At 67.5% G+C, this 26,114-nt stretch carries 28 protein-coding genes and 1 pseudogene; 21 read left to right on the forward strand and 8 right to left on the reverse strand.

Annotation, left to right across the window (positions count from 1 at the left end):
* Positions 1-182: pseudogene (locus KHO18_RS24490) on the reverse strand (CoA transferase); the annotation flags it as partial.
* A gap of 242 nt (positions 183-424) precedes the next feature.
* On the opposite strand from KHO18_RS24490, the gene KHO18_RS24495 reads away from it, so the two are divergent.
* The 7 genes from KHO18_RS24495 (at position 425) to KHO18_RS24525 (ending at position 5,032) form a co-directional block, all read left to right on the forward strand.
* Positions 425-2,185: a glutamine--tRNA ligase/YqeY domain fusion protein gene (locus KHO18_RS24495; RefSeq protein WP_144198078.1), complete on the forward strand. Its 1,761-nt coding sequence runs from the start codon at positions 425-427 to the stop codon at positions 2,183-2,185.
* A 2-nt stretch (positions 2,186-2,187) separates the two neighbouring features.
* A complete protein-coding gene (locus KHO18_RS24500) occupies positions 2,188-2,412 on the forward strand; it encodes an RNA-binding S4 domain-containing protein (RefSeq protein WP_144198077.1) in 225 nt (74 codons plus the stop codon).
* A 21-nt stretch (positions 2,413-2,433) separates the two neighbouring features.
* Positions 2,434-2,820, forward strand: coding sequence for an MAPEG family protein (locus tag KHO18_RS24505; RefSeq protein WP_144198076.1), 387 nt, complete (start codon positions 2,434-2,436; stop codon positions 2,818-2,820).
* 47 nt (positions 2,821-2,867) lie between these two features.
* Positions 2,868-3,443: a YceI family protein gene (locus KHO18_RS24510; protein ID WP_144198075.1), complete on the forward strand. Its 576-nt coding sequence runs from the start codon at positions 2,868-2,870 to the stop codon at positions 3,441-3,443.
* 177 nt (positions 3,444-3,620) lie between these two features.
* Entirely contained in the window at positions 3,621-3,929 is a 309-nt protein-coding gene (locus KHO18_RS24515; RefSeq protein ID WP_144198074.1) for a hypothetical protein, read from the forward strand.
* Between the two features lie 150 nt (positions 3,930-4,079).
* On the forward strand, positions 4,080-4,628 hold the full coding sequence (locus KHO18_RS24520) for a YaeQ family protein (RefSeq protein ID WP_144198135.1): 549 nt from the start codon (positions 4,080-4,082) through the stop codon (positions 4,626-4,628).
* Between the two features lie 56 nt (positions 4,629-4,684).
* A complete protein-coding gene (locus KHO18_RS24525; RefSeq protein WP_144198073.1) occupies positions 4,685-5,032 on the forward strand; it encodes an FKBP-type peptidyl-prolyl cis-trans isomerase in 348 nt (115 codons plus the stop codon).
* Positions 5,033-5,120: 88 nt separating this feature from the next.
* Here the strand turns inward: KHO18_RS24525 and KHO18_RS24530 are convergent, their stop codons facing one another.
* Entirely contained in the window at positions 5,121-5,441 is a 321-nt protein-coding gene (locus KHO18_RS24530) for a hypothetical protein (protein ID WP_092290450.1), read from the reverse strand.
* A 148-nt stretch (positions 5,442-5,589) separates the two neighbouring features.
* On the opposite strand from KHO18_RS24530, the gene KHO18_RS24535 reads away from it, so the two are divergent.
* Together KHO18_RS24535 and KHO18_RS24540 are read left to right on the forward strand one after the other, a co-directional pair.
* Positions 5,590-6,384, forward strand: a complete 795-nt coding sequence (locus KHO18_RS24535) for a gamma-glutamylcyclotransferase (RefSeq protein ID WP_144198072.1) — start codon at positions 5,590-5,592, stop codon at positions 6,382-6,384.
* Between the two features lie 29 nt (positions 6,385-6,413).
* Positions 6,414-7,223: an ankyrin repeat domain-containing protein gene (locus KHO18_RS24540; RefSeq protein WP_211944047.1), complete on the forward strand. Its 810-nt coding sequence runs from the start codon at positions 6,414-6,416 to the stop codon at positions 7,221-7,223.
* 12 nt (positions 7,224-7,235) lie between these two features.
* Here the strand turns inward: KHO18_RS24540 and KHO18_RS24545 are convergent, their stop codons facing one another.
* Entirely contained in the window at positions 7,236-8,933 is a 1,698-nt protein-coding gene (locus tag KHO18_RS24545) for a long-chain fatty acid--CoA ligase (protein WP_144198070.1), read from the reverse strand.
* 191 nt (positions 8,934-9,124) lie between these two features.
* Here KHO18_RS24545 and trxA point away from each other — a divergent pair, with 191 nt between their 5' ends.
* Entirely contained in the window at positions 9,125-9,970 is an 846-nt protein-coding gene (trxA, locus tag KHO18_RS24550; protein WP_144198069.1) for a thioredoxin, read from the forward strand.
* A 24-nt stretch (positions 9,971-9,994) separates the two neighbouring features.
* Here trxA and KHO18_RS24555 read toward each other — a convergent pair whose 3' ends face one another.
* Complete coding sequence (locus KHO18_RS24555; RefSeq protein WP_144198068.1) at positions 9,995-10,453, reverse strand: bacteriohemerythrin; 459 nt, start codon at positions 10,451-10,453, stop codon at positions 9,995-9,997.
* A gap of 155 nt (positions 10,454-10,608) precedes the next feature.
* Here KHO18_RS24555 and KHO18_RS24560 point away from each other — a divergent pair, with 155 nt between their 5' ends.
* Positions 10,609-11,187: an AAA family ATPase gene (locus KHO18_RS24560; RefSeq protein ID WP_144198067.1), complete on the forward strand. Its 579-nt coding sequence runs from the start codon at positions 10,609-10,611 to the stop codon at positions 11,185-11,187.
* A 17-nt stretch (positions 11,188-11,204) separates the two neighbouring features.
* Here KHO18_RS24560 and KHO18_RS24565 read toward each other — a convergent pair whose 3' ends face one another.
* The gene (locus KHO18_RS24565) at positions 11,205-12,101 is read right to left on the reverse strand and encodes a tRNA threonylcarbamoyladenosine dehydratase (RefSeq protein ID WP_144198066.1); all 897 of its coding nucleotides are present in this window, start codon (positions 12,099-12,101) and stop codon (positions 11,205-11,207) included.
* Positions 12,102-12,354: 253 nt separating this feature from the next.
* Between KHO18_RS24565 and KHO18_RS24570 the strand changes: the two genes are divergently transcribed.
* The 6 genes from KHO18_RS24570 (at position 12,355) to KHO18_RS24595 (ending at position 20,230) form a co-directional block, all read left to right on the forward strand.
* Positions 12,355-14,667 carry an AsmA family protein gene (locus KHO18_RS24570; RefSeq protein WP_211944048.1) on the forward strand — a complete coding sequence of 771 codons (2,313 nt, stop codon included), beginning with the start codon at positions 12,355-12,357 and terminating at the stop codon, positions 14,665-14,667.
* A 330-nt stretch (positions 14,668-14,997) separates the two neighbouring features.
* Positions 14,998-16,194 carry an MFS transporter gene (locus tag KHO18_RS24575; RefSeq protein WP_211944049.1) on the forward strand — a complete coding sequence of 399 codons (1,197 nt, stop codon included), beginning with the start codon at positions 14,998-15,000 and terminating at the stop codon, positions 16,192-16,194.
* 93 nt (positions 16,195-16,287) lie between these two features.
* Complete coding sequence (pdxH, locus tag KHO18_RS24580; protein WP_144198063.1) at positions 16,288-16,926, forward strand: pyridoxamine 5'-phosphate oxidase; 639 nt, start codon at positions 16,288-16,290, stop codon at positions 16,924-16,926.
* Positions 16,927-17,087: 161 nt separating this feature from the next.
* Complete coding sequence (locus KHO18_RS24585) at positions 17,088-18,329, forward strand: SAM-dependent methyltransferase (RefSeq protein WP_144198062.1); 1,242 nt, start codon at positions 17,088-17,090, stop codon at positions 18,327-18,329.
* 5 nt (positions 18,330-18,334) lie between these two features.
* Positions 18,335-19,438, forward strand: coding sequence for a DUF72 domain-containing protein (locus tag KHO18_RS24590; protein ID WP_144198061.1), 1,104 nt, complete (start codon positions 18,335-18,337; stop codon positions 19,436-19,438).
* Positions 19,439-19,666: 228 nt separating this feature from the next.
* Positions 19,667-20,230, forward strand: coding sequence for a flavin reductase family protein (locus KHO18_RS24595; protein WP_144198060.1), 564 nt, complete (start codon positions 19,667-19,669; stop codon positions 20,228-20,230).
* An 18-nt stretch (positions 20,231-20,248) separates the two neighbouring features.
* Here KHO18_RS24595 and KHO18_RS24600 read toward each other — a convergent pair whose 3' ends face one another.
* A complete protein-coding gene (locus KHO18_RS24600) occupies positions 20,249-20,737 on the reverse strand; it encodes an Lrp/AsnC family transcriptional regulator (protein WP_211944050.1) in 489 nt (162 codons plus the stop codon).
* A 158-nt stretch (positions 20,738-20,895) separates the two neighbouring features.
* Here KHO18_RS24600 and kynB point away from each other — a divergent pair, with 158 nt between their 5' ends.
* The 3 genes from kynB to kynA are packed head-to-tail and all read left to right on the forward strand — an operon-like array spanning position 20,896 to position 23,733.
* Positions 20,896-21,552: an arylformamidase gene (gene kynB, locus KHO18_RS24605; RefSeq protein WP_144198058.1), complete on the forward strand. Its 657-nt coding sequence runs from the start codon at positions 20,896-20,898 to the stop codon at positions 21,550-21,552.
* A 30-nt stretch (positions 21,553-21,582) separates the two neighbouring features.
* A complete protein-coding gene (gene kynU / locus KHO18_RS24610) occupies positions 21,583-22,836 on the forward strand; it encodes a kynureninase (protein WP_144198057.1) in 1,254 nt (417 codons plus the stop codon).
* A gap of 12 nt (positions 22,837-22,848) precedes the next feature.
* The gene (gene kynA, locus KHO18_RS24615; RefSeq protein ID WP_144198056.1) at positions 22,849-23,733 is read left to right on the forward strand and encodes a tryptophan 2,3-dioxygenase; all 885 of its coding nucleotides are present in this window, start codon (positions 22,849-22,851) and stop codon (positions 23,731-23,733) included.
* 21 nt (positions 23,734-23,754) lie between these two features.
* On the opposite strand, the gene KHO18_RS24620 is transcribed toward kynA, so the two are convergent.
* Complete coding sequence (locus tag KHO18_RS24620) at positions 23,755-24,576, reverse strand: IclR family transcriptional regulator (protein WP_211944051.1); 822 nt, start codon at positions 24,574-24,576, stop codon at positions 23,755-23,757.
* A gap of 189 nt (positions 24,577-24,765) precedes the next feature.
* On the opposite strand from KHO18_RS24620, the gene KHO18_RS24625 reads away from it, so the two are divergent.
* The gene (locus KHO18_RS24625; RefSeq protein ID WP_144198054.1) at positions 24,766-25,959 is read left to right on the forward strand and encodes an acyl-CoA dehydrogenase; all 1,194 of its coding nucleotides are present in this window, start codon (positions 24,766-24,768) and stop codon (positions 25,957-25,959) included.
* Between the two features lie 77 nt (positions 25,960-26,036).
* Here the strand turns inward: KHO18_RS24625 and KHO18_RS24630 are convergent.
* The coding region (locus KHO18_RS24630; RefSeq protein ID WP_211943783.1) for an IS3 family transposase at positions 26,037-26,114 on the reverse strand (78 nt) is incomplete at its 5' end.

Here is a 26,114-nt window from a genome sequence, read left to right on the forward strand (position 1 = left end):
GCCGTGCCCACCGCGAAGCTCGATGGCAGCACCGGGTCCGCGCCGGTCAGCGCCAGGTGGGCCAGCGCCTCGGGCGGCAGGCCGGCGCCGTGCCAGAGGCCGGCCAGGGCGTCCGCCGGCAATGTGGCCGAGGCTGACGAAGTGGCCGAGAGGGACGAATCAGGAGAGGAAGCAGTGTTCATGGGTTGAGTTCCCGCAACATGGCCCAAGCTTTTCATGCCACGATGGCGGCATGCGATGACCTGCCGTGGATTCTGCACCACTTGCGGCCACCGCGCTGTGAGCCGATTCTGAAAATCGCGCCGCACCGCCGGGTTGCCCCGCAGGCACGGTAAAATCCCGCCATTCCATCGAACATGGGGAACCGGGGAGCGTCCCGGTGCCCCACACCAAGCCATACGGCCGCATACGACGCGGCGCCACCATGAGCCAAGACAACAAGCCTACCGACAAGTCCACCGACAACCCGGCCTCCTCGAACTTCCTGCGCAGCATCATCGACCAGGACCTGGCCGCAGGCACCTACGCCGGCCGCGCGGACAGCCAGGGCGCCGCGCTGCCGCCGGTCATCACGCGCTTCCCGCCGGAGCCGAACGGCTACCTGCACATTGGCCACGCCAAGAGCATCTGCGTGAACTTCGGCCTGGCGCGCGACTACGCCGGCCGCTGCCACCTGCGCTTCGACGACACCAATCCGGTCAAGGAAGACACCGAGTATGTCGACTCGATCATCGACGCCGTGCACTGGCTCGGCTTCTCGTGGGACGCCACCCAGCCGGGCGGCCAGCCGCACCTGTACTACGCCAGCGACTACTTCGAGCAACTGTACGCCTTTGCGGAAACGCTGATCGAGCGCGGCGCCGCCTATGTGGACAGCCAGACCGCCGAGCAGATCGCCGCCACGCGCGGCAACTTCTCCGAGCCGGGCAAGCCCTCGCCGTTCCGTGACCGCACGGTGGCGGAAAATCTGGCGCTGTTCCGCGACATGCGCGCCGGCAAGTACGGCGACGGCGAGCACGTGCTGCGCGCCAAGATCGACATGACCGCGCCGAACATCGTGCTGCGCGACCCGGTGCTCTACCGCATCCGCCACGCCCATCACCACCGCACCGGCGATGCGTGGTGCATCTACCCGATGTACGACTTCACGCACTGCATCTCGGACGCGATCGAGAACATCACGCATTCGCTGTGCACGCTGGAGTTCGAGAACAACCGCCCGCTGTACGACTGGGTGCTCCAGCACCTGCGCGAAGCCGGCGTGTTCCGCGACCCGCTGCCGCACCAGTACGAATTCGCGCGCCTGAACCTGACCTACGCCATCACCAGCAAGCGCAAGCTCAAGCAGCTGGTGGACGAAAACCGCGTGGACGGCTGGGACGACCCGCGCATGCCCACCATCGTCGGCATCCGCCGCCGCGGCTATACGCCGGAATCGATCCAGCTGTTCTGCGACCGCGTGGGTGTGTCGAAGGCCGATAGCTGGATCGACATGAGCACGCTCGAAGGCGCCGTGCGCGACGACCTGGACGGACGCGCGCCGCGCAGCGTGGGCGTGCTCGACCCGGTCAAGCTGATCCTGGACAACTACCCGGAAGGCCAGACCGAGGAGTGCTCGGCGCCGGTGCACCCCAAGCAGCCCGAACTGGGCCGCCGCGTGTTCCCGATCTCGCGCGAACTGTGGATCGAACGCGACGACTTCACCGAGACGCCGCCCAAGGGCTACTTCCGCCTGTTCCCGGGCAACAAGGTGCGCCTGCGCTACGGCTACGTGATCGAGTGCACGGGCGTGGACAAGGACGCTGACGGCAACGTGGTGGCCGTGCACGCGAACTACCTGCCGGAAACCAAGAGCGGTACGCCGGGCGCGGACAGCGTCAAGGTCAAGGGCAACATCCACTGGGTCAGCGCGCCGCATGCGGTGGAGGCCGAGGTGCGCCTGTACGACCGGCTGTTCAGCGACCCGAACCCCGACGCGGGCGGCAAGAACTTCCTCGATGCGCTGAACCCCGACTCCAAGAAGGTGGTCAAGGCCTACCTGGAGCCGGGCCTGCGCGACGCCAAGCCGGAAGACCGCTTCCAGTTCGAGCGTCACGGCTACTTCGTGGCGGACCGTACCGATTCGCAGCCGGGCAAGCCCGTCTTCAATCGCACGGTTGGCCTCAAGGACAGCTGGGGCAAGTGACGATGACGACGCAAACCATCACATTTCCGCTCGAGGGCGAGTTCATTGCCCTGAACGACCTGCTGAAGCTGGCCGGCGTCTGTGACAGCGGCGGCGCCGGCAAGGCGCTGGTGGCGGCCGGCGAGGTCTCGGTGGACGGCGCGGCCGAGTCGCGCAAGACCGCCAAGATCCGCGCCGGGCAGGTGGTAACCATGGCCGGCGTGCGCATCAAGGTGGTGGCCGCCTGATTTAGAACCCCGGGGACTGATATGCCGATTGCGTTCTGGTGCGTGCTGGTGGCGGGGTTGCTGCCCGTGCTGACGGTGGCTATCGCCAAGGCGAGTGGGCGTAGCGGCTTCGACAACCACGACCCGCGCGGCTGGCTGGAGAAGCAAAGTGGGCGGGCGCGGCGCGCCGACCTCGCCCACCGCAACCACTTCGAGGCTTTCCCGTTCTTTGCGGCCGGCGTGTTGATTGCCAGTCACCTGAGTGCCCCGCAGGCGCGCATCGACGAACTGGCGGTGGTGTTCGTCGTCGCGCGCATCCTCTATACGGTCTGCTACCTGACCGACCGGGCCACGCTGCGCACGCTGTGCTGGACCATCGGCTTCCTGACCGTGATCGGGCTGTTCCTGCTGCCGGTGTTCGTCCACTAGCCACTAGCCACTAGCCACTAGCCACTAGCCACTAGAAGCCACTAGCCATGCTGCCCCGTCTCCTGATCGCCGCCCTCCTGGGCGCCAGCGCCCCAACCTGGGCGGCGCCCGTGAACTACAACGTCGATCCCACCCATACCGCGGTCTATTTCGGCGCCAGCCATTTCGACCGCACCACGGTGCGCGGCCGCTTCAACAAGCTGGATGGCCGCATCCTCTATGACCCGGCCACCGGGGTGGGATCGATCGACTTCACGGTGGATACCGACTCGGTCGATACCGGCAATCGCAGCCTCGACGGGGTGCTGCGCTCGCCACAATTCTTCGATTCCCAGAATTTTCCGGTCGCGCGTTTCCAGGGCAACCGTTTCGTCGTGGAAGGCGGCAAGCTCGTGGCCGTGGAGGGGCAGGTGTCGCTGCTGGGCGTGACCCACCCCCTGCGGCTGGAGGCGGACCGCTTCAGTTGCGGGCGCGTGGTGCTGTTCGGCGTGGGCCGGGACGTCTGCGGCGGCGATTTCCACGCCAGCCTGCCCAGAAGCGCCTTCGGCATGACACGGTTCCTGCCCGACGTCGGCGATACCGTGACGCTGCACATTTCGGTCGAAGCGACGCCCGCGCAGTAGCCCCGGGGCGGACGGCAGCGCGCCGCCATCCTGAATAGGGGAAATCGATCTCCGATATCGGTCCCGATGACGACCCTGCGTCACCTTTGCCGGGAAAAATTTCAGTAAAATCAGCGCCTTGCCATCCCATCCCTGCCGCGTTCCGCCCACAGCGTACCCGGCGATTCGCGAGTCGAGATGATCACTATTCACGTCGGAGACGTCGTTGCGGCGTCCCTGGCCGCAGCCGGCGCCTGCCTGGCCTGCAGCATCCCTGCCCAAACCGTCCGCAAATTCCCGCTCTGGGCCTACCAGACCTATGGCCGTGGCGCCCTGCTGCTGCCGCTGCTGGCCGTCATGGTCGGCACGCTGCTGGTCAGCGTGGCGCTCGAAGGCCAGATCAACAGCAACGCCGGCCTCGCGCTGGTGGCGGCCGCCGCATTCCTGGCGCTGGTGCTGGTGTCGGCGGTGCTGCGCTTCTGGGTCAGCCACAAGCGCAAGTCCTGAGCGAGCGCCCGCCCGGGCTGCGCGCGCCAACGCACCGTCGGGCGATGGTTTTCCATCGCCTGCCCACGCGGATCACGTATGATGCGGCCTTCGCGCGCCGTGCCGGATGGCATCCCGTGGCCGGCGCGAGCCCGCATTTCCCGTGATTCCATGGCGCTCAAGTCCACCATCTTCAAGGCCGAACTGTCCGTATCGGACATGGATCGGCCCTACTACGGCAGCCATACGCTGACCATCGCCCAGCATCCGTCTGAAAACGACGCGCGGATGATGGTGCGCCTGCTGGCCTTCGCCTGCGAGGCGTCCGAGTCCCTCACCTTCACGCGCGGCCTCGACGAGCCCGACGAACCCGACCTCTGGGACAAGACGCTGACCGGCGAGATCGCCCACTGGGTGGAACTCGGCCAGCCCGACGAAGCCCGGCTGCGGCGCGCCTCGTCCCGCGCGGACCGCGTCACCGTCTATACCTATCAGAGCGCCAGCGCGCGTGAATGGTGGAAGGGCATGGCCGGCAAGGCCAGCAAGCTGCGTAACGTGACCATTTACAATGTGCCCTCGGAAGCCGTGGAGGCACTGGCCGGCATGGCGCAGCGCGCCATGCGCCTGTCCGTGACCATCCAGGACGCCGAGATCTGGGTCAGCGACGACGACCACAACGTGCAGCTGACGCTCGACGTGCTCCAGCGCGCCGCCGGCTGAGGCGGGCCGCCCGAGCCCCAGATAACGCTTCATCAACCAAAAACAGGAAGATTGCGATGCAAACCACTCCCTCCGGCCTGCAATTCGAAGACACCGTTGTCGGCGCTGGCAACGAAGCCACGGCAGGTCAGCACGTGACCGTGCACTACACCGGCTGGCTGTACGAGAACGGCCAGGCTGGCCGCAAGTTCGATTCGAGCAAGGACCGCAACGACCCGTTCGTGTTCCCGCTGGGCGCCGGCCACGTGATTCGTGGCTGGGACGAAGGCGTGCAGGGCATGAAGGTGGGCGGCACGCGCCGCCTGGTGATTCCGGCCGACCTGGGCTACGGTGCCCGCGGCGCCGGTGGCGTGATTCCCCCGAACGCCACGCTGCTGTTCGAAGTGGAACTGCTGTCGGTCTGAGCTTCGGCCGGGCCTGACCCAATGAAAACGGACGCCTCGGCGTCCGTTTTTACATCGTGGAATCTGAAAGCCGGGGCTTCAGAGCCCGTCAGAACCCGATCGCGGCGTTGCCCACGTCCACGCGCACCTTGTCGCGGTCCAGCAGCCGGCCGGCATGCCGCGCGAAGTCCTGCGCCCACTCCGCATTGCCGCTGAAGCGGTTCTCGCCCGAGAACTTGGCCACGTTCAGGATCTTGTCGATGACGAGCACCTTGCCCACCGGGCTCGAGGCCTGGCAGTCCAGTTCGGCATATTCGCGGTCGAACCAGCGCCATGCGGCCTCCTCGGTCACGGCCGCCAGCTCGGCATCGCCAAGCGTGAAATCGAATTCCTTGCCACTGCCGAACACCACGGTAAGCGTACGCGCCATGACCGGTTCTCCAAGAAGTCAGGCCCCCATTGTAGAGACTTGCCGGCCCGGCGGGCGCATTGCAAACCGTTGCCTGTGACACACACCCCGCTCGCCGCATGTGGCTTCCTTGCGACGGATCAATACGCTTTGGATTATCCTTCCATCCATGGCCATCACCAGACAGGACCTCGAAGCGGACAGGCTGCGCGCATCGCTGTGCAGCACACCGGTCGCGTCCTCGCTGCTGCCTGAGGCCGATATCGAGCAATCGCTCCATGCCGCGCTGGCCGCCCGGCCTGATGGCGATGCCCTGCAGGGCGATGTCTGGCTGTTCGGCTACGGCTCGCTGATCTGGAACCCGATGGTGGTCCATACGGACCGGCGCCTGGCCACCGTGCACGGCTACCATCGCGGCTTCTACCTCTATTCCCGTATCAATCGTGGCACCTGGGACAACCCCGGGCTCGTGCTCGGCCTGGACCGGGGCGGCTGCTGCACGGGCATGGTGTTCCGCATCCCGGCCCATGTGATCGAGCAGGAATTCCGCGTGCTCTGGCGCCGCGAGATGCTGACCGGCGCCTATCACCCGCGCTGGCTGCGCGTGAAGCTCGACAATACCCCGGACGCACCGGAAGCCCGCGCGCTGGCTTTTGTGATGAACCGCGAACATCCGGCCTACGCGGGGCGGCTGCCCGACACCCGCGTGGTGGACTGTCTGCGCCACGCCTGCGGCCTGTACGGCCCGGCCCGCGAATATCTCCAGCAGACGTTGCTGGGCCTGGCCACCAACGGGGTGGACGACCCCTACCTGGGCCGCCTCTGGCGCCTGCTCCAGGACAGTGACGGTGCCGATGCCATGCACCCGGCCGGCGACGATCCGCACCGCCACCGGCCGCCCGTCATGCAGGCCGACGGCACGGACGGCATCGCCGCCGCCAACGCGCCGCACGAAACCGTCTGAGCCACCCCAGCGCCTTCGACACCCCCCACATGACGCGCTCCCAGACCCGCCCCCGCCGCCAGGCCATCGCCGAAATGCTCGGGCTGTTGGGGTTGTTGATGGCCGGCGGCCTGCTCGCCGGCCAGGGCGGCCAGACGCTGGCGCGCACCCTGACTGGCATCGGCAACGGCCCCACCCTCGCGCAGGGGCCGCGTGCGCGTCCGGTCGATCCGCCCACCCTGCCACCGCGCAGCGATGGCATGGCCGCGCTGGACCGCAACCTGATCACCGCCGCCAGCATTGGCGACGCGGAACTCGTCAATCGGCTACTCGCTGCCGGGGCGTCGATGCAGGCCGTGGACGAACGCGGCCGCAGCGCGCTGCTGGCCTCGGTCTACAACCGCCGCAACGAGGTGGCGCGGGCGCTGATCCTGGCCGGCGCCGATGTGAATCGCAAGGATGGGGAGTCGAACAGCCCGTTCCTGGTGGCGGCCGCCACGGGGCAGATCGACATCGTGCGGCTGGCGCTGTCCCACGGCGCCGACCCGCGCAGCACGGACCGCTACGACGGCACGGCGCTGATCGCCGCAAGCCAGCACGGCAATGTCGAAATCGTGAAACTGCTACTGAAAGCCGGGCTCAGCGTGGACCACGTGAACCAGCTCGGCTGGACCGCGCTGCTCGAGGCCGTGGTGCTCGGCGACGGCAGCGCACGCTACGAGGAAGTGGTGCAACTGCTGCTGGATGCGGGCGCGGACGCCAACCTCGCCGACCGCGAAGGCGTGACGCCCACGCGCCATGCGCGCGAGCGCGGCTACAAGACCATGGTCAGGATGCTGATGCGCGCCCGCGGGCACTGAGGCCCGCGCACGTCACGCGCCGGTACGCGTGTTCTCGCTCTCCTGCAACTGGCGCCACATCACCTTGCCGGTGCCGGACTTCGGCAATGCATCGACGAACTCGACCACGCGCGGATACTTGTACGCGGCCATGTTCTCCTTCGCCCATTCGATGATCTCTTCCGGCGTGGTATGCCCCTTGGCGGCGGTGCGCAGGACCACCACGGCCTTCACGGTCTCGCCGCGATAGGCGTCGCGCGTGCCGATGATGCACGCCTCCTGCACGGCCGGATGCTTGTAGAGCAGGTTTTCCACCTCGGCCGGCCAGACCTTGAAGCCGGACGCGTTGATCATGCGCTTGAGGCGGTCGGTGATGAAGAAGTAGCCGTCGTCGTCCATGCGGCCCAGGTCGCCGGTGCGGAACCAGGTCCGGCCTTCGAACTCGATGAATGCGTCGCGCGTGGCATCGGGCTTGCCCCAGTAGCCCTTGAAGACCTGCGGGCCGCGTACGATGATCTCGCCCACTTCGTTCGGCGGCAGCTCGGCCAGCGTAACGGGGTCGATCACGCGCGCCTCGGTGTTGAAGGTCGGCACGCCCAGGCATTGCAGCTTGGCGCGGTCGGCCGGGTTGCTGTGCGTCGGCGCCATGGTCTCGGAGAGGCCATAGCCCTCCAGGTAGCTGAGGCCGAACTGTTCCTTGAGCCGCTCGGCCACGGCCTGCGGCATGGCCGCGCCGCCGCCGCCGATGTAGCGCAGGCTGGTCAGGTCGAAACTGGCCAGGTTCGGGCTGCCCAGAAAGTCGATCACCATGGTCGGGATGTTGGTCCAGTGCGTGACCTGGTAGCGCGAGATCAGGCGCCCGGCCACCTCGCGGTCCCAGCGCGGCAGCATGACCACGGTGGCGCCGCTGTAGATCGGCCCGTTCATGCCGTACTGCATGCCGGTGACGTGGAACAGCGGCAGGACCGACAGGATCACCGATTCCGCGCCGCTGCCCGACCACGTGCCGCCGCCGATCACGTTGTGCATGACCGAGCGATGGGTGTGGATGCAGCCCTTGGGGAAGCCCGTGGTGCCCGAGGTGTAGGGCATCACGGCCATGTCGTCCGGGCCGGCCGTGTGCGGGCCAGGCTGCAGGCCGGCGCCGAGCGCCTCGGCCCACGGCGTGGCGCCCGCCGGCAGCGGATGCTCGGCGGTGATCCACGCGGGCGGCGCGTCTTCGGGGTGTTCGTAGGAAGCCGGCAGCGCGTCCGCGTACTGGGTGGCCAGCACGTGCTGGAGCTGCTGGTCGGCCGGCAGTTCGGCGTTGGCCTGGGCCACGCCGGCGGCAAGGTCAGCCGTGCAGATCGCCACGCGCGCCTGGCCATCGGTCACGTAGTGCTTGAACTCCTCGGCCCGGTTCATCGGGTTGACGGGTACCACCACCGCGTCCGCACGCAGGATCGCGTAGTAGCTGACGATGAACTGCGGGCAGTTCTGCATGTACAGCAGCACGCGGTCGCCCTTCTTCACGCCGGCCTTCTGCTGGAGCCAGCCCGCCAGCGCCGTGGCCTGCGCCTCCAGCGCGCGGAACGTGATGGCATTGCCGAAGTAGCGGATCGCCGGCTTCTCGGCGTAGCGGCGCGCGGAGACTTCGAGGTTGAACCAGAGCGAGGTCTCGGGCAGCACGATCTGCGTGGGCAGCCGCTTCGGCCAGAACTGGAAATGCGGACGCGCGGGCGTGGTGGTCATCTTGTCTCCTGGGTCTTTGCGACCGGCTTTTTGGTTTCGTCAACAGAGGGCCAATATAACTGAACGACCGTTCTATTTTCAAGCGGAGGTTTTCCCGGTCGGGGTCGGCCAAAGGTTGCTTTCCGCGGCTTCGCCCTCACAATAGGGAGATCCGGCCGCATGCCGGCCCCCATCATTCCGAAAGGCAGAACATGAGCGACGTCACCCTGCAGAATTTCGAAGCCGACGTGATCGAGATGTCGCGGCAGGTGCCCGTGCTGGTCGATTTCTGGGCGCCCTGGTGTGGCCCATGCCGCACGCTGGGACCGATGCTGGAAAAGCTCGAAGCCGAATCCGGCGGCAAGTGGAAGCTCGCCAAGGTCAATGTGGACGAGAACCAGGAGCTGGCCGCGCATTTCGGCGTGCGCAGCATTCCCCATGTGGTGGCGATTGCCGATGGGCAGGCCGTGGACCAGTTCGTCGGCGTACTGCCGGAGTCGGGCCTGCGTGAATTCCTGGACCGCCTGACCCCGAACCCGGGCGAGCAGGCGCTGCACGAGGCCCGCGAACTGGTGGCCGCCGGCGATGCCGAGGGCGCGCGCGCCGCCTTCCAGGCCGCGCTGGCCTTCGATCCGGGCGCCGATGACGCGCGGCTGGCCTACACCAGCTTCCTGCTCGATCACAACGAGGTCGAGGCCGCCGAGGCCGAGTTCGCCCGGCTATCGCCGCGCGCCCCGCAGGAGGAAGGCTATGCCGCCGTGCAGACCCAGCTGGAAGCGCTACGCAACGTGGACGACCTGCCCGACGCCGCCGCGCTGATCGCCCGCGTGCAGGCCAATCCGGCCGACCTGGGCGCGAAGCTCGACCTGGCGAACGCGCTGATCGCGCGCCGCGAGTACGAGCCCGCCCTGGAACAATTGCTGGAAATCGTGCGCCGCGACCGCGGCTTCGAGGAAGATATCGGACGCAAGACCATGCTGTCGGTGTTCGACCTGCTCGCCGGGCGGCCCGACGTGGTCTCGCGCTGGCGCCGCCAGCTCAGCGCAGCGCTGAACTGAGTGGTGAACTAAGGCCCCCCGGCTTCAGCCCTGGGGGCCTTCCACCAGCGTGAAGCCGTTGGCCTGCATGTGTTCGACCATCATGGTGTCCATCGACTTCACGTGATGGTCGAACCAGCCCGACAGTTCGCCCACGAGCCGCCGCCCCAGGCTCACCACCCCCTCCTCCGCCACCTTGTCGCGCACGGCCTGCGCAACGGCGAGCACCTGCTGGTGCTCGCCCGCATGGCAATGGCGCGGGCCGAAGCCCATCGCCTCCATCCACTGTTCCTCCTGCGCGAAGTGATGCCGCGTGTGGTCGATCCACGCGTCATAGGCGGCCAGGAAGCCGGCATCGTCGGCGCGGGCGGCCGCATCGAGCAGTTGGAGGAATTCGGCGTGGGTGGCGTCGGTCACGGGCTCCCCGAGGCGTAGCGCTTCGGGCAGGCCCTCGGACGACAGTCCTTGATAGGGATCGTGCGTATCGAGTGCGGCGGCGGACATGTGGTGGGCAAGGAGCAGGGTCGGTAACGCGGCAAGGATACCGATTTCCGGCCCCGCCGATCTGATTTTCCGCAAGGCCACGCGTCGTGATCGCTCCGATGCGGGGTATCCTTGCCGTTCGCAACCCTGCTGTGGCCGACGCGCCCCTTCCCGCCATGCCAAGACTGATCTTCTTCTGCGGCCACGCCGGCACCGGCAAGACCACGCTGTCCCACAAGCTGATCGGCCCGTTGATGCAGGCCACCGGCGAGCCGTTCTGCCTGCTCGACAAGGACACGCTCTATGGGCGCTACAGCGCGGCGGCGATGGCCGCCATCACCGGCGACCCGAACGACCGCGACAGCCCGGCCTACCTGGACAACCTGCGCGACCCCGAATACCAGGGCCTGCTGGACACCGCGCGCGAGAACCTGATGCTCGGCATCAGCGTGCTGGTGGTGGGGCCGCTCTCGCGCGAGGTGCGCGCCCACCAATTGACCGACCCGGCGTGGCTGCACATGCCGGCTGGCACGCGCACGCAGGTGGTATGGGTGCACCTGCCCGAGGACGAGGCCCACGCGCGCATTGTCCGGCGCGGCAATCCCAACGATGCCTACAAGCTCACGCACTGGGAGGCGTATCGGACACGCCGCTTCATGCCGGACCCGGCCGAGTATCCCGAACTGATCTTCTTCGACAACCTGGCCCCGGACGCCGCCGCGCTGGACCGCCTGCTGCGCACCCTGGCGAGCTAGCGCCCAGTCCCCAGTCCTCAGTCTTCCTCAGCCGCGTCTTCGGACCCCGCCCGGGCGTCATTGCCGGCCACAATGGCGCCGATTACGGCCGACGCCGCCACGAAGCCAAACACCGCCGTCACCGCCACCGACGAGCCATACCCGGCGCAAGCCAGCCCTTGCGGGGCCTCGCGCGGCGCGGGCGGGGCCTCGTCGATCTCGCAGGCCTGCTGTTCGGGCTCCGGATAGCGCACCGGTTCGTCGGAATACACGGCCAGGATGTTGAACTTCCGCTTCGGGTTGCGCGGAAAGCCAAACTGGCGGCGCAGGTTGCCGCGCACCTTGGCCAGCAGCGGGTCCTGCACCGTCCGGGAAAGATCCTCGAGCCGCACCCGCGTGGGATCCAGTTGCCCACCTGCCCCACCGCACGTGAGGATGCGCGCGCCGCGCCCGGACCCCCGCGTCCAGCCGAGGATCGCGGTCTTGATCTTCGCGGCGTCGATGGCGTCGATCACGTAGTCGAAGCCGCTCAGCAGGTCGGCCACGTTGTCCTCGGTCACGAAATCGTCGATCTGCGAGACGCGGCAGCGCGGGTTGATCGCCACGATGCGCTCGCCCATCGCCTCCACCTTGGCGCGGCCATAGGCGTCGCCGAGCGCATGGATCTGGCGGTTGGTGTTCGATGGCGCGATATGGTCGAGGTCGATCAGCGTAATGCGGCCCACGGCGTTGCGTGCCAGCGCCTCGGCCGCCCAGCTGCCCACGCCGCCAATGCCGATCACGCAGACGCTGGCCGCCTCCAGCCGGGCCATGCCTGCCGCCCCGTACAGCCGCGCCACGCCGCCGAAACGGCGGTGGTAGTCGTCGTCCTCGGGGGTCTCGTGGGTCAGGGGCTCGGGCAGGCCGGGCAGCCCGGGTAGTGCGGCAATGGTCATGGGGGGATAAGCGGGGAAAGCTGGATAAATCACGAATTTCGCTATTTTATGTCACCCCGGCAGACCTGGCTGGCGCCAAAAATCGGCGCTCCGGCGACCGCAATGTCAGCGCAAGGCCGACAAGCCGGCGCGGCGCCCTCCCCTAAAATTGATTGTGCAGTGGTTGATCCGCCGCATGGCAGGCCGGGCGGGCTTACCCACCCCGGCCCGGCCCTGCGCGCCAACAGGAGTCCGCCAACAGGAGTCCGCCCTCATGCCCGCCTCGCGCCGACACAAGATCATTCTTTGGAGCGTGTTCACCCCGCTCGCCCTGATTGCGATCCTCGTCATCGTCATCCTGACCTTCGACTGGAATCGTCTCAAGCCGTGGCTCAACGACAAGGTGTCGCTGGCCATCGGCCGCCCGTTCGCGATCAATGGCGACCTGATGGTCACCTGGAAGCGCGCGCAGGGCGAGACCGGCTGGCGCACGCTGGTGCCGTGGCCGCGCCTGTCGGCCCGGGACATCACCGTGGGCAACCCGGACTGGGCGAAGGCCCCCAACATGGCCACCGTGCGGGAGGTCATCTTCATACTGCGCCCGCTGCCGCTGCTGGCGCACCAGATCGCCGTGCCGACCATCGTGGTGGACAGCCCCGCCGTCTGGCTCGAGCGGCTGGCGGACAAGCGCAACAACTGGACTTTCGATACCGGGCCCAAGACCGGCAAATCGAGCTGGGAACTCGATATTGGCGAGGTCGTGCTGCAGCGCGGCAATCTGGCGCTGGCCGATGCAGCCGAGAAGATCGACATGCAGGCCACGCTGGACACCGTGGGCGACCAGGCGCTCTACGACAAGGCCCGGGACGGCGCGCTGGTGCCACCGACCGATGCGTCCGCCGTTGACGCCTCCGCGCCGATGGCCAAGGACACCAAGGACACCAAGGACACCAAGGACGCCAGGGACAGCCGCTACGGCATCCGCTGGAAGGCAGTCGGGCACTACAACCAGGCCACCATCAACGCCAGCGGCAAGGCCGGCACGGTGCTGAGCCTGCGCGACGTCAACACGCCCTACCCCGTGCAGGCCGATGTCCGCGTGGGCGCCACCCGCGCAGTAATCGAAGGCACGCTGACCAACCCGGCCCATCTGGGCGCGCTGGACGTCAACCTGATGCTGTCCGGCGACAACATGGCCAAGCTCTACGCGCTGACCGGCATCGTCCTGCCGTCCACCCCGCCGTATGAAACGCGCGGGCGGCTGGTGGCCACGCTCAAGAAAGGGGCGTCGTCCTATACGTATCGGGATTTCACGGGCAAGGTCGGCGGCAGCGACCTGGGCGGCACGCTCACCTTCGCGCAACGCTCGCCGCGCCCGCTGCTGTCTGGCGAGCTGGTGTCCAGGCAACTGCTGTTCGCCGACCTCGCGCCGCTGATCGGCGCCGATGCCAAGCCGGGGCAGGCGGCCTCCGAGAGCCCGGTCAAGCAGCCGGCCAACAAGGCGCTGCCGGTGGCGCCGTTCCGCACCGAGCGCTGGGACGAGATCGACGCCGACGTCAAATTCACCGGCAAGCGCATCGTCCGCGACGAAGACCTGCCGATCACCGACCTGAAGACTCACCTGAAGCTGACCGATGGCGTGCTGCTGCTCGACCCGCTCAACTTCGGCGTGGCCGGCGGCAACCTCGTCTCCACGATCCGGCTGGACGGCAAGCGCGAGCCGATGGGCGCCATGGTCGATATGACCGCGCGCCACCTGAAGCTCAAGCAGTTGTTCCCGAAGGCTGACTCGATGCGCGCCAGCATCGGTGAGGTGAATGGCAGCGCCAAGCTGTCCGGCACCGGCAATTCCGTGGCCGCGCTGATGGGCTCGTCGAACGGCGAGGCCAAGCTGCTGGTGGAGAACGGCACGGTCAGCAAGTTCATTCTGGAGGCCATCGGCCTGAACGTGGGCAGCGTGGTGGTCTCCAAGCTGTTTGGCGACAAACCCGTGCAGATCAACTGCGGCGTGAGCGACTTCGCGGTCAAGGACGGCATCGCCCGCGCCCGCACCTTTGTACTCGACACCCAGGACGCCGTGATCACCACCGACGGCGCGATCGATTTCGGCGAGGAGCGGCTGGCGCTGACCATCCACCCGGACTCCAAGGGCCTGCGGATCATCTCGCTGCGGTCGCCGCTGTATGTGGGCGGCACGTTCAAGAACCCATCGGTCAGCCCGAACATCGCCGTGCTGGCCCTGCGGGCGGGCGGCGCGCTGGCGCTGGCGCTGACCGCGCCGGTGGCGCTGGTGGTGCCGCTGCTGGACATCTCGCCGGGCGGCGACGAAAGCCAGTGCGCCCGCCTGCTGGCCGAGCTGAAGAAGCGCCCGACCGCCCCACCGCCGGGCAAGACCTATCAGGACCCGGCCACCGGCCGCGCCGGCAAGCAGGCCGCCGGCCCGGCAATTCCCGAGTCGCCATCGAAGTCGGCCGCCGCCCAGGGCCAGCCGGGCCCGGCCCCCACCGAGCCGCGCAAGCCCACGCCATCGGTCCAGCAGAAGCCGATGCAGCCGGCCAACGACGCGCAGCTGTATCAGGGCGGCTAGACGGGTCGCCAGGCAGCCTCGCATCGTCATTCGACGAAATCCGCAACATCCGATCCGTGTCGATTCACGCCAGGTGTTGCGGATTTGCACTTCCCCCCACGCAGGCGTTGTGTCCGGCCCCGGGACGGCCGCATAATTAAACGGCCATTTACAAGCAAAGCACTAAACAGAATGGCATGCATCGGTCGTCGCTGCCGGTTCCAGTCCGGTGACGGCGCCCTTGTGAGGTGCGGCTACGGCCGCACTTATTTTTTTCGCGCACTTTTCGACCCGGACGGAGACCTTGCCGGCGGCGCGATCCACGCAGCACCCCCTACCTGCCCCCGTCCCATGACGTTGCCTCACGCCGCCGTTCCGCCGATCAGCTGGCTGATCGCCCTGACGGTGTGCAACCACGTGGCGTTCAACGCCAGTCGCGTCGTCGTTTCCCTGTTTGCGATTTCGCTCAAGGCCTCCACGGTCACGCTCGGCCTGCTGATGGCGCTCTATGCGTTGCTGCCGATGTTCCTGGCGATCCGCGCCGGGCGCCGCATCGACGAGATCGGCCCGCGCCTGCCGATGACGGCGGGCTCGCTGATGGTGGTGGCCGGCACGCTGCTGCCGGCGATCTGGCCGGACATCGGCGCGCTCTATGCGGCGTGCGCGCTGATCGGGGTTGGCTTCATGCTGGTCCAGGTGGCCATGCAGCTGCTGATCGGGCAGGTCTCCACGCCCGACAAGCGGCTGCGCAACTACACCTACCACGCGCTCGGGCTGTCGGTGTCCGGCACCCTCGGCCCGGTGGTGATGGGCTATGTGATCGAACACGCGGGCTTCCGGCCCGCGTTCTGCGTGCTGGTGGCGGTGGCGCTGCTCGGCCAGGCCGGGCTCCAGTACGTGCGGCCGCGCCTGCCGGCCACGGGCGGCAACGCCGGCCGGATCGCGGTGGAAGACGGCAGCCGCCGCTCCACGCTGGACCTGCTCCAGCATCCCGAACTGCGCGCGGTGTTCATCGCCAGCGCAGTGCTCTCGGCCGCCTGGGACCTGCACGCGTTCCTGATCCCGATCCAGGGTTCGCGCATCGGCCTGTCGCCGTCGTCCATCGGCTGGGTGCTCGGCGCGTTCGCCATCGCCACGCTGGCCATCCGCATCGCCATGCCGCTGGTGTCGCGCCATCTGTCTGAATGGAAGATCATTCGGTGCGCGCTGATGGTGGGCGCCATGGCCTACCTCGTCTACCCGTTCGTCGCCGAATTCTGGCTGATGTGCGGGCTGGCCTTCGTGCTTGGCCTCGCGCTCGGCAGCGCGCAGCCCAATGTGATGAACATCCTCCATACCGCCTCGCCCTCGGGCCGCGCCGGGGAGGCGCTCGGGCTGCGCTCGGCCGTGCTCAACACGAGCCAGGTGGTGTGGCCGCTGACCTTCGGCGTGGTCGGCACGGCGCTCGGCATGTTGCCGATCTTCCTCTCGATGGCCGGCGCGATGGGCATGGCGGGTTACTACTCCCGCAACCAGTCCCGCAAGCCCCGGGTGGCGGAAATCGAATAAAACTTAAAACGGGCGCGGCAGTTTGCGGCACCGCAAATGCGCTGCGCGGCGCATTCGCTATACTCGAAGTGCATCTATCTTCGTGATCGCGACATGACCCAACTAGCCGACCTGCGCCGCAACTACATGCTGAGCGCGCTTTCCGAATCCGACGTGGCCGCCGACCCGATCCGCCAGTTCCAGACCTGGTTCGACGAGGCGCTCCAGGCCAAGCTGCCCGAGCCGAATGCGATGACGCTGGCCACAGTGGCCGCCAATGGCCAGCCATCGGCCCGCATCGTGCTGTTGAAGGGCATGGACGCCAACGGCTTCACGTTCTTCACCAACTACGAGAGCCGCAAGGGGCTCGACCTCCAGGCCAACCCGCGCGCGGCGCTGCTGTTCCACTGGGTGCAGCTCGAGCGGCAGGTGCGCGTGGAAGGCATCGTGGAGAAGGTGGATGAGGCCGAGAGCGATGCGTACTACGCCTCGCGCCCGCTCGGCTCCCGGCTGGGCGCATGGGCGTCCGAGCAAAGCCGCGAGGTGCCCGGCCGCGACGTCCTCGAGGCCCGCGAGGCCGACTTCCGCAGCAAGTTTGGCGAGAACCCGCCGCGCCCCGCGCACTGGGGCGGCTATCGCGTGGCGCCCACCTGGATCGAATTCTGGCAGGGCCGCCCGTCCCGCCTGCACGACCGCATCGGCTATCGCAAACAGGATGATGGCAGCTGGGATATCGTGCGGCTGTCGCCCTGACTGTCGCCCTGAGGCCCCGCGCCACGTACTTGTCTGCCTGTTCAGACAAGTACGTGGCAGCAGGCGGAGTCCGGGGACCCGCACTGCACAATTCAAAGTTTTGGCGTAAAGTTTTAGGGTCGTACGAGAGGTGTGCCGCAACCAATTCGGGAGGAAGCCGCATGTTTTTCAAACAAGCCCTGGACAAGCAGCTCGACAGCTGGATCGCCGACGTGCGCGAGCACGCCAACCTGCCGGTGAAGCTCCGGCTCTGGAATGGCAAGGAGTACCCGCTCGGCCATTTCGAGAAGCCCGACGTCACCCTGACGGTACGCGAGGCCACCGCCCTGCCGCTGCTGCTGGTACCCAGCCTGGACAACCTCGGCGAGGCGTATGTCCAGGAGAAGATCGACCTCGAAGGCCGCCTGGCCGACATCATCAACGTCGCCTTCGGCTTCTCCGCCGCAGCCGCGCGCAGTGCCGGCGGCGCCCTCGCCCGCGTGGCCCAGCACTTCACCCATACCAAGCAGGAAGACCAGGCGTCGATCCAGTATCACTACGACGTCTCGAACGACTTCTACCGGCTCTGGCTCGATCCGAACATGGTCTACTCGTGCGCGTACTTCGAGCACGGCAATGAAGACCTCGCCACCGCACAGTTGAAGAAGATCGACCACATCCTGACCAAGATCCGGCTCCAGCCGGGCCACACGCTGCTCGACATCGGCTGCGGCTGGGGTGCGCTGGTGCTGCGCGCCGCGCAGAAGTTCGGCGCGCGCTGCGTGGGCATCACGCTCTCGCAGAACCAGTTCGACCTCGCCACGGAGCGCGTGCGCGCCGCCGGGCTGACGGACCGCATCGAGATCCGCCTCCAGGACTACCGCGATACCGCCGGCCAGTTCGACCGCATTACCAGCGTCGGCATGTTCGAGCACGTGGGCAAGGCCAACCTGCCGGCCTATTTCGGCCGGATTCGCGACCTGCTGACGGACGACGGCGTGGCCATGAACCACGGCATCACCTCCACCGACCCGCAGAGCGGCGAGGTGCCGATGGACGGCTCGGGCTTCATGGACCGCTACGTGTTCCCGCAGGGCGAGCTGCCGCACATCGGCATGGTGCTGCAGACCCTGCAGCAGGGCGGGCTCGAAGGCTTCGACGTGGAACTGCTGCGCCGGCACTACGCCCAGACGCTGTTCCACTGGGCCAACAACTTCGAGGCCAACGGCGAGACGATCCGGAAGATGGTCGGCGAGAAGAAATACCGCATCTGGCGCATCTACCTGGCCGGTACCGCCCACGCGTTCACGACCGACCAGATGTCGATCTACCAGGTGGTGTGCCACAAGGCGCGCCGCCCGGCCGACACCCTGCCGTGGTCGCGACGCTATATCTATGACGCCACGATCGGCAATACCGTCTGAATCGATTGAACGATACGCTTGACCTCTTTGGCGATGATGGCGATGGCGGCGCTGGCGGCGATGCGCCCGCAGCGCCGCTCCCCGCCCCCTCCGACACCGCGTCAGCCGCCGATCCTGCGGCTGGCGCGCCCTCCAGGAAAAAGCCCGCCGGCAAGGTCGTCGCGCCGTGGACGCCCGACGCCGCGCTGGTGGCGCTCGGCCAGCGGCTGCCGCCCAACCTCCATTTCGGCACCTCGTCGTGGTCGTATCCGGGCTGGCACGGGCTGGTCTACGATGGCCAGTACACCGAGAGCCTGCTCTCGCGCAAGGGGCTGCGCGCCTGCGGCCAGCATCCGTTGCTGCGCGCGGCGGGGATCGACCGGGGTTTCTACGGGCCGATTCCGCTGACCGACTATATGCAGTATGCGGCACAGGTACCCGAGGGCTTCCGCTTCCTCGTCAAGGCGCCGGCCAGTGTCTGCGATGCATGGCTGCGCGGACCCGATGGCGCCGGGCGGCTGCCGAACGCGGCGTTCCTGAACCCCGAGATCGCGATCCGGGACTGCATCGTGCCGGCCACGGGCGGGCTCGGCCTGCATTGCGGACCGCTGCTGTTCCAGCTGTCGCCGCTGGCGGGTGTGGGCGACGACGGCCCGGCCTTCCTCGCCCGGCTGGACGCCTTCCTGGCCGCGCTCCCGCCGCTGGACCCCACGCTGACGCCGCACGCCTGCTACGCGGTGGAAATCCGCGACCCGGCCCTGCTCACGCCGCGCTACATCCGCCTGCTGCGGGACCGTGGCGTGCGCTTCTGCCTGGCCGCGCGCGACCGCCTGCCGCCCGTGGCCCGCCAGGCCGCGGCGCAGGCGCTGATGGACGACGGCGCGCCCGGCCCGCTGGTGCTGCGCTGGATGCTGCGCGAGGGCCGCTCCTATGCGATGGCCGAGAAAGCCTACGGCCCGTTCGACAAGATCGTCGAGCCCGACCCGGAGACGCGCGACGCCATCGCCGACGTGGTGGCGCGCACGCTGCGCACCGGCCAACCGGCCTACGTGATCGTCAGCAACAACGCCGAGGGCTGCGCGCCGCTGAGCATCGCGCGGCTGGCCGAGGCCATCGCGGACCGGCTCTGAACGCGGGCCCCGGGCCAGCCGGCGCGAAAGACCCTACCGTCAGGGCAAATGTCCGGACTCCGCTACAATCGTGGGACGATCGGCGCCGGGCTTCCGGCGCCGCGATTCCGGCCCGTTTTGTACGAAATCCCACCGACGCGCCCGCGCGTGCGGCGCAAGGTGACATCCGTACAAGGCGTACCGGCTGACGATGCAATGAAAATCATGGATTTGTGTGGAGCCCGCGACATGGGCATGCCTGCCGAGGACGACGACCCCATCACGGGCCGCAAGGCCGCCTCGCCCGACTTCGATACGCAGCATTTCAAGCGGACGCTGTCGCAGTTCGCCACGGGCGTGACCGTCATCACCACGCGCGCGGCGGGGCATCCCTACGCCAACGGTGCCCCGTTCGTCGGCATCACGGCCAGCTCGTTCAACTCGGTCTCGCTGGACCCGCCGCTGGTGCTCTGGAGCATGGCCAACCGCGCCAACAGCCTGCCGATGTTCCGCGATGGCACGCACTACATCATCAATGTGCTCTGTGCGTCGCAAATGGACCTGTGCCAGCGCTTCGCCTCGCTCAAGGGCGACCGCTTCGCGGGCGTGGACTACCGCCTCTCCGAGACCGGCCTGCCGATCCTCGCCAACGCGCTGGCCTGGTTCGAATGCCATAACCGCAGCCGCTACGACGAAGGCGACCACGTGATCTTCGTCGGTGAAGTGGAGCGCTGCGGCTTGCAGGACTGCGGCGGCCAGCCGCTGGTGTTCCAGGGTGGCCAGTTCTCCACCGTCTCCCCGCTGGACCGCTAAGCCTGCCCTCTCCCCTCCCTATGCTTTCCCGCCCTGGTCGGCATGCAGCGCCGACAGCGGCGAGCCATCGGTCTTGATCCGCTGGAGCACGATGTTCGAGCGGATATCCATCACCCCCGGCGTGCGGTAAAGCCGGTTGACGATGAAATCCGAGTAGTGTTTCAGGTTGCGCGCCTGCACGCGCAGGATGTAGTTGCTGTCGCCGGTAATCACATAGGCGGTCAGCACTTCCGGCCACGCCTGCACGGCGGCGTTGAAGGTGTCGTGCCAGCCTTCGAGGTCGTGGCGCATCGACACCTGCACGATCGCCTCGATCTCCAGCCCCAGCCGCTCGGCATCGAACCACGCGCGGTAGCCGCCAATCACCCCCTGCTCCTCCAGCAAGCGCACGCGCCGCAGGCAAGCGGAGGGCGATAACGCCACTCTATCGGCGAGATCCTGATTGCTGATGCGGCCGTTCTCCTGCAGGCAGGTAAGGATGCGCAAATCGATGGGATCGAGGGTCATATCCGTGTTTGTCGCAGAATCTGCGAATATTTGATCTATCAGCACAATTCTATGCGAAACATGCCCATCAGGACGGGGCATTTCGCAAGCCTCTTCTGGGCGCTTTTGACTATGATGCGGTCATCGACGCGACGATCTTCACGATCCCTGCCGCCCCCATGCCCCACGCCCCCGATTTTCACGATGCCCGCCGTATTTGGGACATCACCCCGCCCGTCTCACCGACCACGCCGGTGTGGCCCGGTGACACCCCGTTCCAGCACGACCCGGCCTGGGTCATGGATGGCCAGTGTCCGGTCAATGTCGGCCGGATGACGATGTCACCCCATACGGGCGCCCATGCGGATGCCCCGCTCCACTATGTGGCGGATGGCGCGCCGATTGGCGCGGTACCGCTCGATGCCTACCTCGGCCCGTGCCGCGTGATCGACTGCATCGGCGCCGGCCCGCACGTGTTGCCGCGCCACGTGGAGGCCGCGCTGGCCGGCACGCCGCCGCGCGTGCTGCTGCGTACCTACGCCACGGCGCCGCAGGGCACGTGGGATGCAGGCTTCTGCGCGGTGGCCGCCGAGACCATCGCGCTGCTGGCGCGCCACGGCGTGAAGCTGGTCGGCATCGACACCCCTTCGCTAGACCCCCAGGACTCGAAGACGATGGACGCGCACCACGCCGTGCGCGACCACCGGCTTGCCATTCTCGAAGGCATCGTGCTGGACGACGTACCGGCGGGCGATTACGAACTGATCGCCCTGCCACTACGCCTTGCCACGCTCGATGCCAGCCCGGTACGCGCCATCCTGCGCGCCCTCGCCTGACCTTTTTCAGAATCGTCTGATTTCCAGCCCATGAATTTGACCCGTGAATATTGCGTCGCGCTCGACCGTGACGACCCGCTGCGCGGCCTGCGCGAGCAGTTTGCGCTGCCTGCCGGCGTGATCTATCTCGATGGCAACTCGCTCGGCGCCCGCCCCCGTGCCGCCGCCGCGCGCGCCGCCGAAGTGGTGTCCGCCGAATGGGGCGAGGGCCTGATCCGCAGCTGGAATTCGGCGGGCTGGTTCGATCTGCCGCGCCGGCTGGGCAACCGGCTGGCCCCGCTGATCGGCGCCGGCCATGACGAAGTGGTGGTCACCGACACGACATCGATCAACCTGTTCAAGGTGCTCGCCGCCGCGCTGCGCGTGCAGCAGCAGCGCGACCCGGCGCGCCGCGTGATCGTCTCCGAGGCCAGCAATTTCCCGACCGACCTTTATATCGCCCAGGGCCTGGCCGACCTGCTCCAGCAAGGCTATTCGGTGCGCCTGGTGGACAGCCCGGAAGAGATCGACGCCGCCGTAGGCGCCGATACCGCCGTGCTGATGCTGACGCACGTCAACTACAAGACCGGCGAGATGCTCGACATGGCCGGCCTGACGGAGCTGGCCCATGCGCGCGGCGCGCTGACGGTGTGGGACCTCGCCCACTCGGCCGGCGCGGTGCCCGTGAACCTGACCGCAGCCGGCGCCGACTACGCCATCGGCTGCACCTACAAGTACCTGAACGGCGGCCCCGGCTCGCCGGCCTTCGTCTGGGTGGCGCCCGCGCTGCGCGATGCGTTCTGGCAGCCGCTGTCCGGCTGGTGGGGCCATCAGGCGCCGTTCGCGATGTCCCCGCAGTACCGCCCCACCGAGGGCATCGGCCGCTTCCTGTGCGGGACGCAGCCGGTGACCTCGCTGGCGATGGTCGAATGCGGGCTGGACATCTTCGCCCAGACCAGCATGACCGCGCTGCGCGCGAAGTCCCTGAAGCTGACGGATGCGTTTATCGCGCTGGTGGAGGCACGTTGCGCCGAACATCCGCTGACGCTGGTCACGCCGCGCGAGCACGCCCGGCGCGGCAGCCAGGTCAGCTTTGCCCATCCGGACGGCTACGCGCTGGTCGCGGCACTGATCGAACGTGGCGTGATTGGCGACTATCGCGAGCCCGGCATCGCCCGTTTCGGCTTCACGCCGCTCTACACGAGCTTCACCGAAGTGTGGGACGCCGTGGAGATTCTGCGAGACGTACTCGACAGCGGCGCCTATCGCGATGCGCGCTTTGCCGTGCGGACGGCAGTGACCTGAGCGGAGCCCACCATGAGCGAATTCAAGGGATGTCCGATGGGACACGGCGCATCGGCCAACACCGGCGATGCGGAGGGCGACAAGTGGCACGGCGCGCAGATGGACTTCGCGCAGGACATGAGCTACGGCGACTACCTGGGCCTGGACCAGATCCTGAGCGCCCAGCATCCGCGCTCGCCGGACCATAACGAAATGCTGTTCATCGTCCAGCACCAGACCACGGAACTGTGGATGAAGCTGATGCTGCACGAGCTGCGCGCCGCACGCGACGGCGTGCGCAACGACGAACTGCGCCCGGCCTTCAAGATGCTGGCGCGCGTGTCGCGCATCATGGACCAGCTGGTGCAGGCGTGGAACGTGCTGGCGACGATGACGCCGCCCGAGTATTCGGCGATGCGGCCTTATCTCGGCGCGTCGTCGGGGTTCCAGTCGTACCAGTATCGCGAGATCGAGTTCATCCTCGGCAACAAGAACGCGGCGCTGCTGCGCCCGCACGCGCACCGGCCCGAGCATCTGGCGCTGGTGGAGGCCGCGCTGCACACGCCGTCGATGTACGACGAGGCGATCCGCCTGATGGCGCGGCGCGGGTTCCAGATCGACGCCGATGTGGTGGACCGCGACTGGACCCAACCGACGACCTACAACGCGTCGGTGGAGACGGCGTGGCTCGAGGTGTATCGCAATCCGTCCAAATACTGGGAGCTTTACGAGCTGGGCGAGAAGTTCGTCGACCTGGAGGATGCGTTCCGGCAATGGCGTTTCCGCCATGTGACCACGGTGGAGCGCGTGATCGGCTTCAAGCGCGGCACGGGCGGCACCGAGGGCGTCGGCTACCTGCGCAAGATGCTCGACGTGGTGCTGTTCCCGGAACTGTGGAAGCTGCGCACGGACCTTTGATGGCGGAGACCGGCGGGCCGCTCAGCGCGCGCCGGGGTCGGACAGCCGCAGGGCCAGCGCCTGCAGCGCCGGGGCCAGGGTCTCGTGGAATACCTGCTCGGCCACCGTGCCGTACGACGCGCTGCAGCTGATCATGTGCAGGTCCTTCTCCCCCACCGGCCGAAACGCCACGGCGCAGGCGTGGATGGCGGGATGCCAGTCCCGGAACGAGGCCGAGTAGCCCAGGCGCTCGGCCTCGGCCAGTGCGGCGCGCATCGGCGCCTCCTGCTGCTTCCACTGCTCGGGGTAGGCGAGCGCGAATTCGGCCAGCACGCGCTCGCGTCGCGCGGCCGGCAGCGCGGCCAGATAGGCACGCCCCATCGAACTCGACATCAGCGAGAGCCGCGACCCCACGCCAAGGCCGAGCATCACGCCGGCGTCGTTTCGTATCGATTCGAGATAAATCACCTCCATCCGCTCGCGCTTGCCGAGCGACACCGACACGCCATACGCCTGCGCGAACGCCAGCATGTGCGGACGTGCCAGTGACACCACGTCCGAGGCGGATAAATACGAGAAACCGAGCGCGAGCACACCCGCATCGAGCGCGTACTTGCCCAGGCTGTCGTCATAGCGCAGGTAGCCAAGCTGTACCAGCGTGCCCGCCAGCCGGCTCACCGTGGCCTTCGGAAAGCCCGTGCGGCGCACGAAATCCTGGTTGCCGAGCATCGCTTCGCCGGTGCGGAAACAGCGCAGCAGTTCCAGGCCGCGCGCCAGCGCCGTCACGAAGTTCGGATCGCTTTCGCGCGCGGGGCGCTCGGTATCGGCGTTCGCCGCCGGGGCGGGCAATGAGGAAGTGGCCAAGGCGTGGCTCCATGAGAAGGATGATCCACCTGGCGTGCGGCAGGGCGGGATCGGGTCCACCCCCTGTTGCGCTGCGGATCGGTTCGGCTATACTAGCTCATCGGAACAAGGTTCCGCAATGCGGAACTTCACTACATTTGTTCGAGGGTGCCCCCGCCCCTCGGCGCGCCACCAAAGAAGGAGACCTCCATGGCTGCCAATGCCGAATTCAACTGGATCGACCCCCTGCTGCTGGATCAGCAACTCACCGACGAAGAACGCATGGTGCGCGACGCCGCCGCCGCGTACTCGCAGGACAAGCTGATGCCGCGCGTGCTCCAGTCCTTCCGCAACGAGAAGACCGACATCGAGATCTTCCGCGAGATGGGCGAGCTGGGCCTGCTGGGGCCGACCATTCCCGAGCAGTACGGCGGCCCGGGCCTGAACTACGTCAGCTACGGCCTGATCGCCCGGGAAGTGGAGCGTGTGGATTCCGGCTACCGCTCGATGATGAGCGTGCAGTCGTCGCTGGTAATGGTGCCGATCTATGAATTCGGCACGGAAGCGCAGAAGCAGAAGTACCTGCCCAAGCTGGCCACCGGCGAATGGATCGGCTGCTTCGGCCTGACCGAGCCGAACCACGGCTCCGACCCGGGCTCGATGGTCACCCGCGCCAAGAAGGTGGACGGCGGCTACGAGCTGTCCGGCGCCAAGATGTGGATCACCAACTCGCCGATCGCCGATGTCTTCGTGGTCTGGGCCAAGCTGGTGGGCGACGACGGCAAGGAAGCCATCCGCGGCTTTATCCTCGAAAAAGGCTGGAAGGGCCTGTCCGCGCCGGCCATCCACGGCAAGGTGGGCCTGCGCACGTCGATCACGGGCGAGATCGTGCTCGACCAGGTCTTCGTGCCGGAAGAGAACCTGATGCCGGGCGTGAGCGGCCTCAAGGGTCCGTTCACCTGCCTGAATTCGGCCCGCTACGGCATTGCCTGGGGCGCGCTCGGCGCCGCCGAGTTCTGCTGGCATACCGCCCGCCAGTACACGCTGGACCGCAAGCAGTTCGGCCGCCCGCTGGCCGCCACGCAGCTGGTGCAGAAGAAGCTGGCCGACATGCAGACCGAGATCACGCTCGGCCTGCAAGGCTGCCTGCGTCTGGGCCGCATGAAGGACGAAGGCACGGCCGCCGTGGAAATCACGTCGATCATGAAGCGGAATTCGTGCGGCAAGTCGCTCGATATCGCCCGCGTGGCCCGCGACATGCTCGGCGGCAACGGCATCTCGGACGAATTCGGCGTGATCCGCCATGTGGTCAACCTCGAAGTGGTCAACACCTACGAAGGCACCCACGACATCCACGCGCTGATCCTGGGCCGCGCCCAGACCGGCCTGCAGGCGTTCTTCTGATCGCGGTTTTTCAGCGAACGACGATGTAAAAAAGCCCGGCCGAGTGAACTGACCCCCAGAAGTTGGACGGTTGATGGCTAGGCCGGAAAGGGCTGAGTCCTGTATTGCACGGGACTCAGCCCTTTTAGTTTGAGCTTGATGCGGTCATGATTGTA

This window comes from Cupriavidus campinensis (assembly GCF_905397395.1).
Classification (GTDB): Bacteria; Pseudomonadota; Gammaproteobacteria; order Burkholderiales; family Burkholderiaceae; genus Cupriavidus; species Cupriavidus campinensis.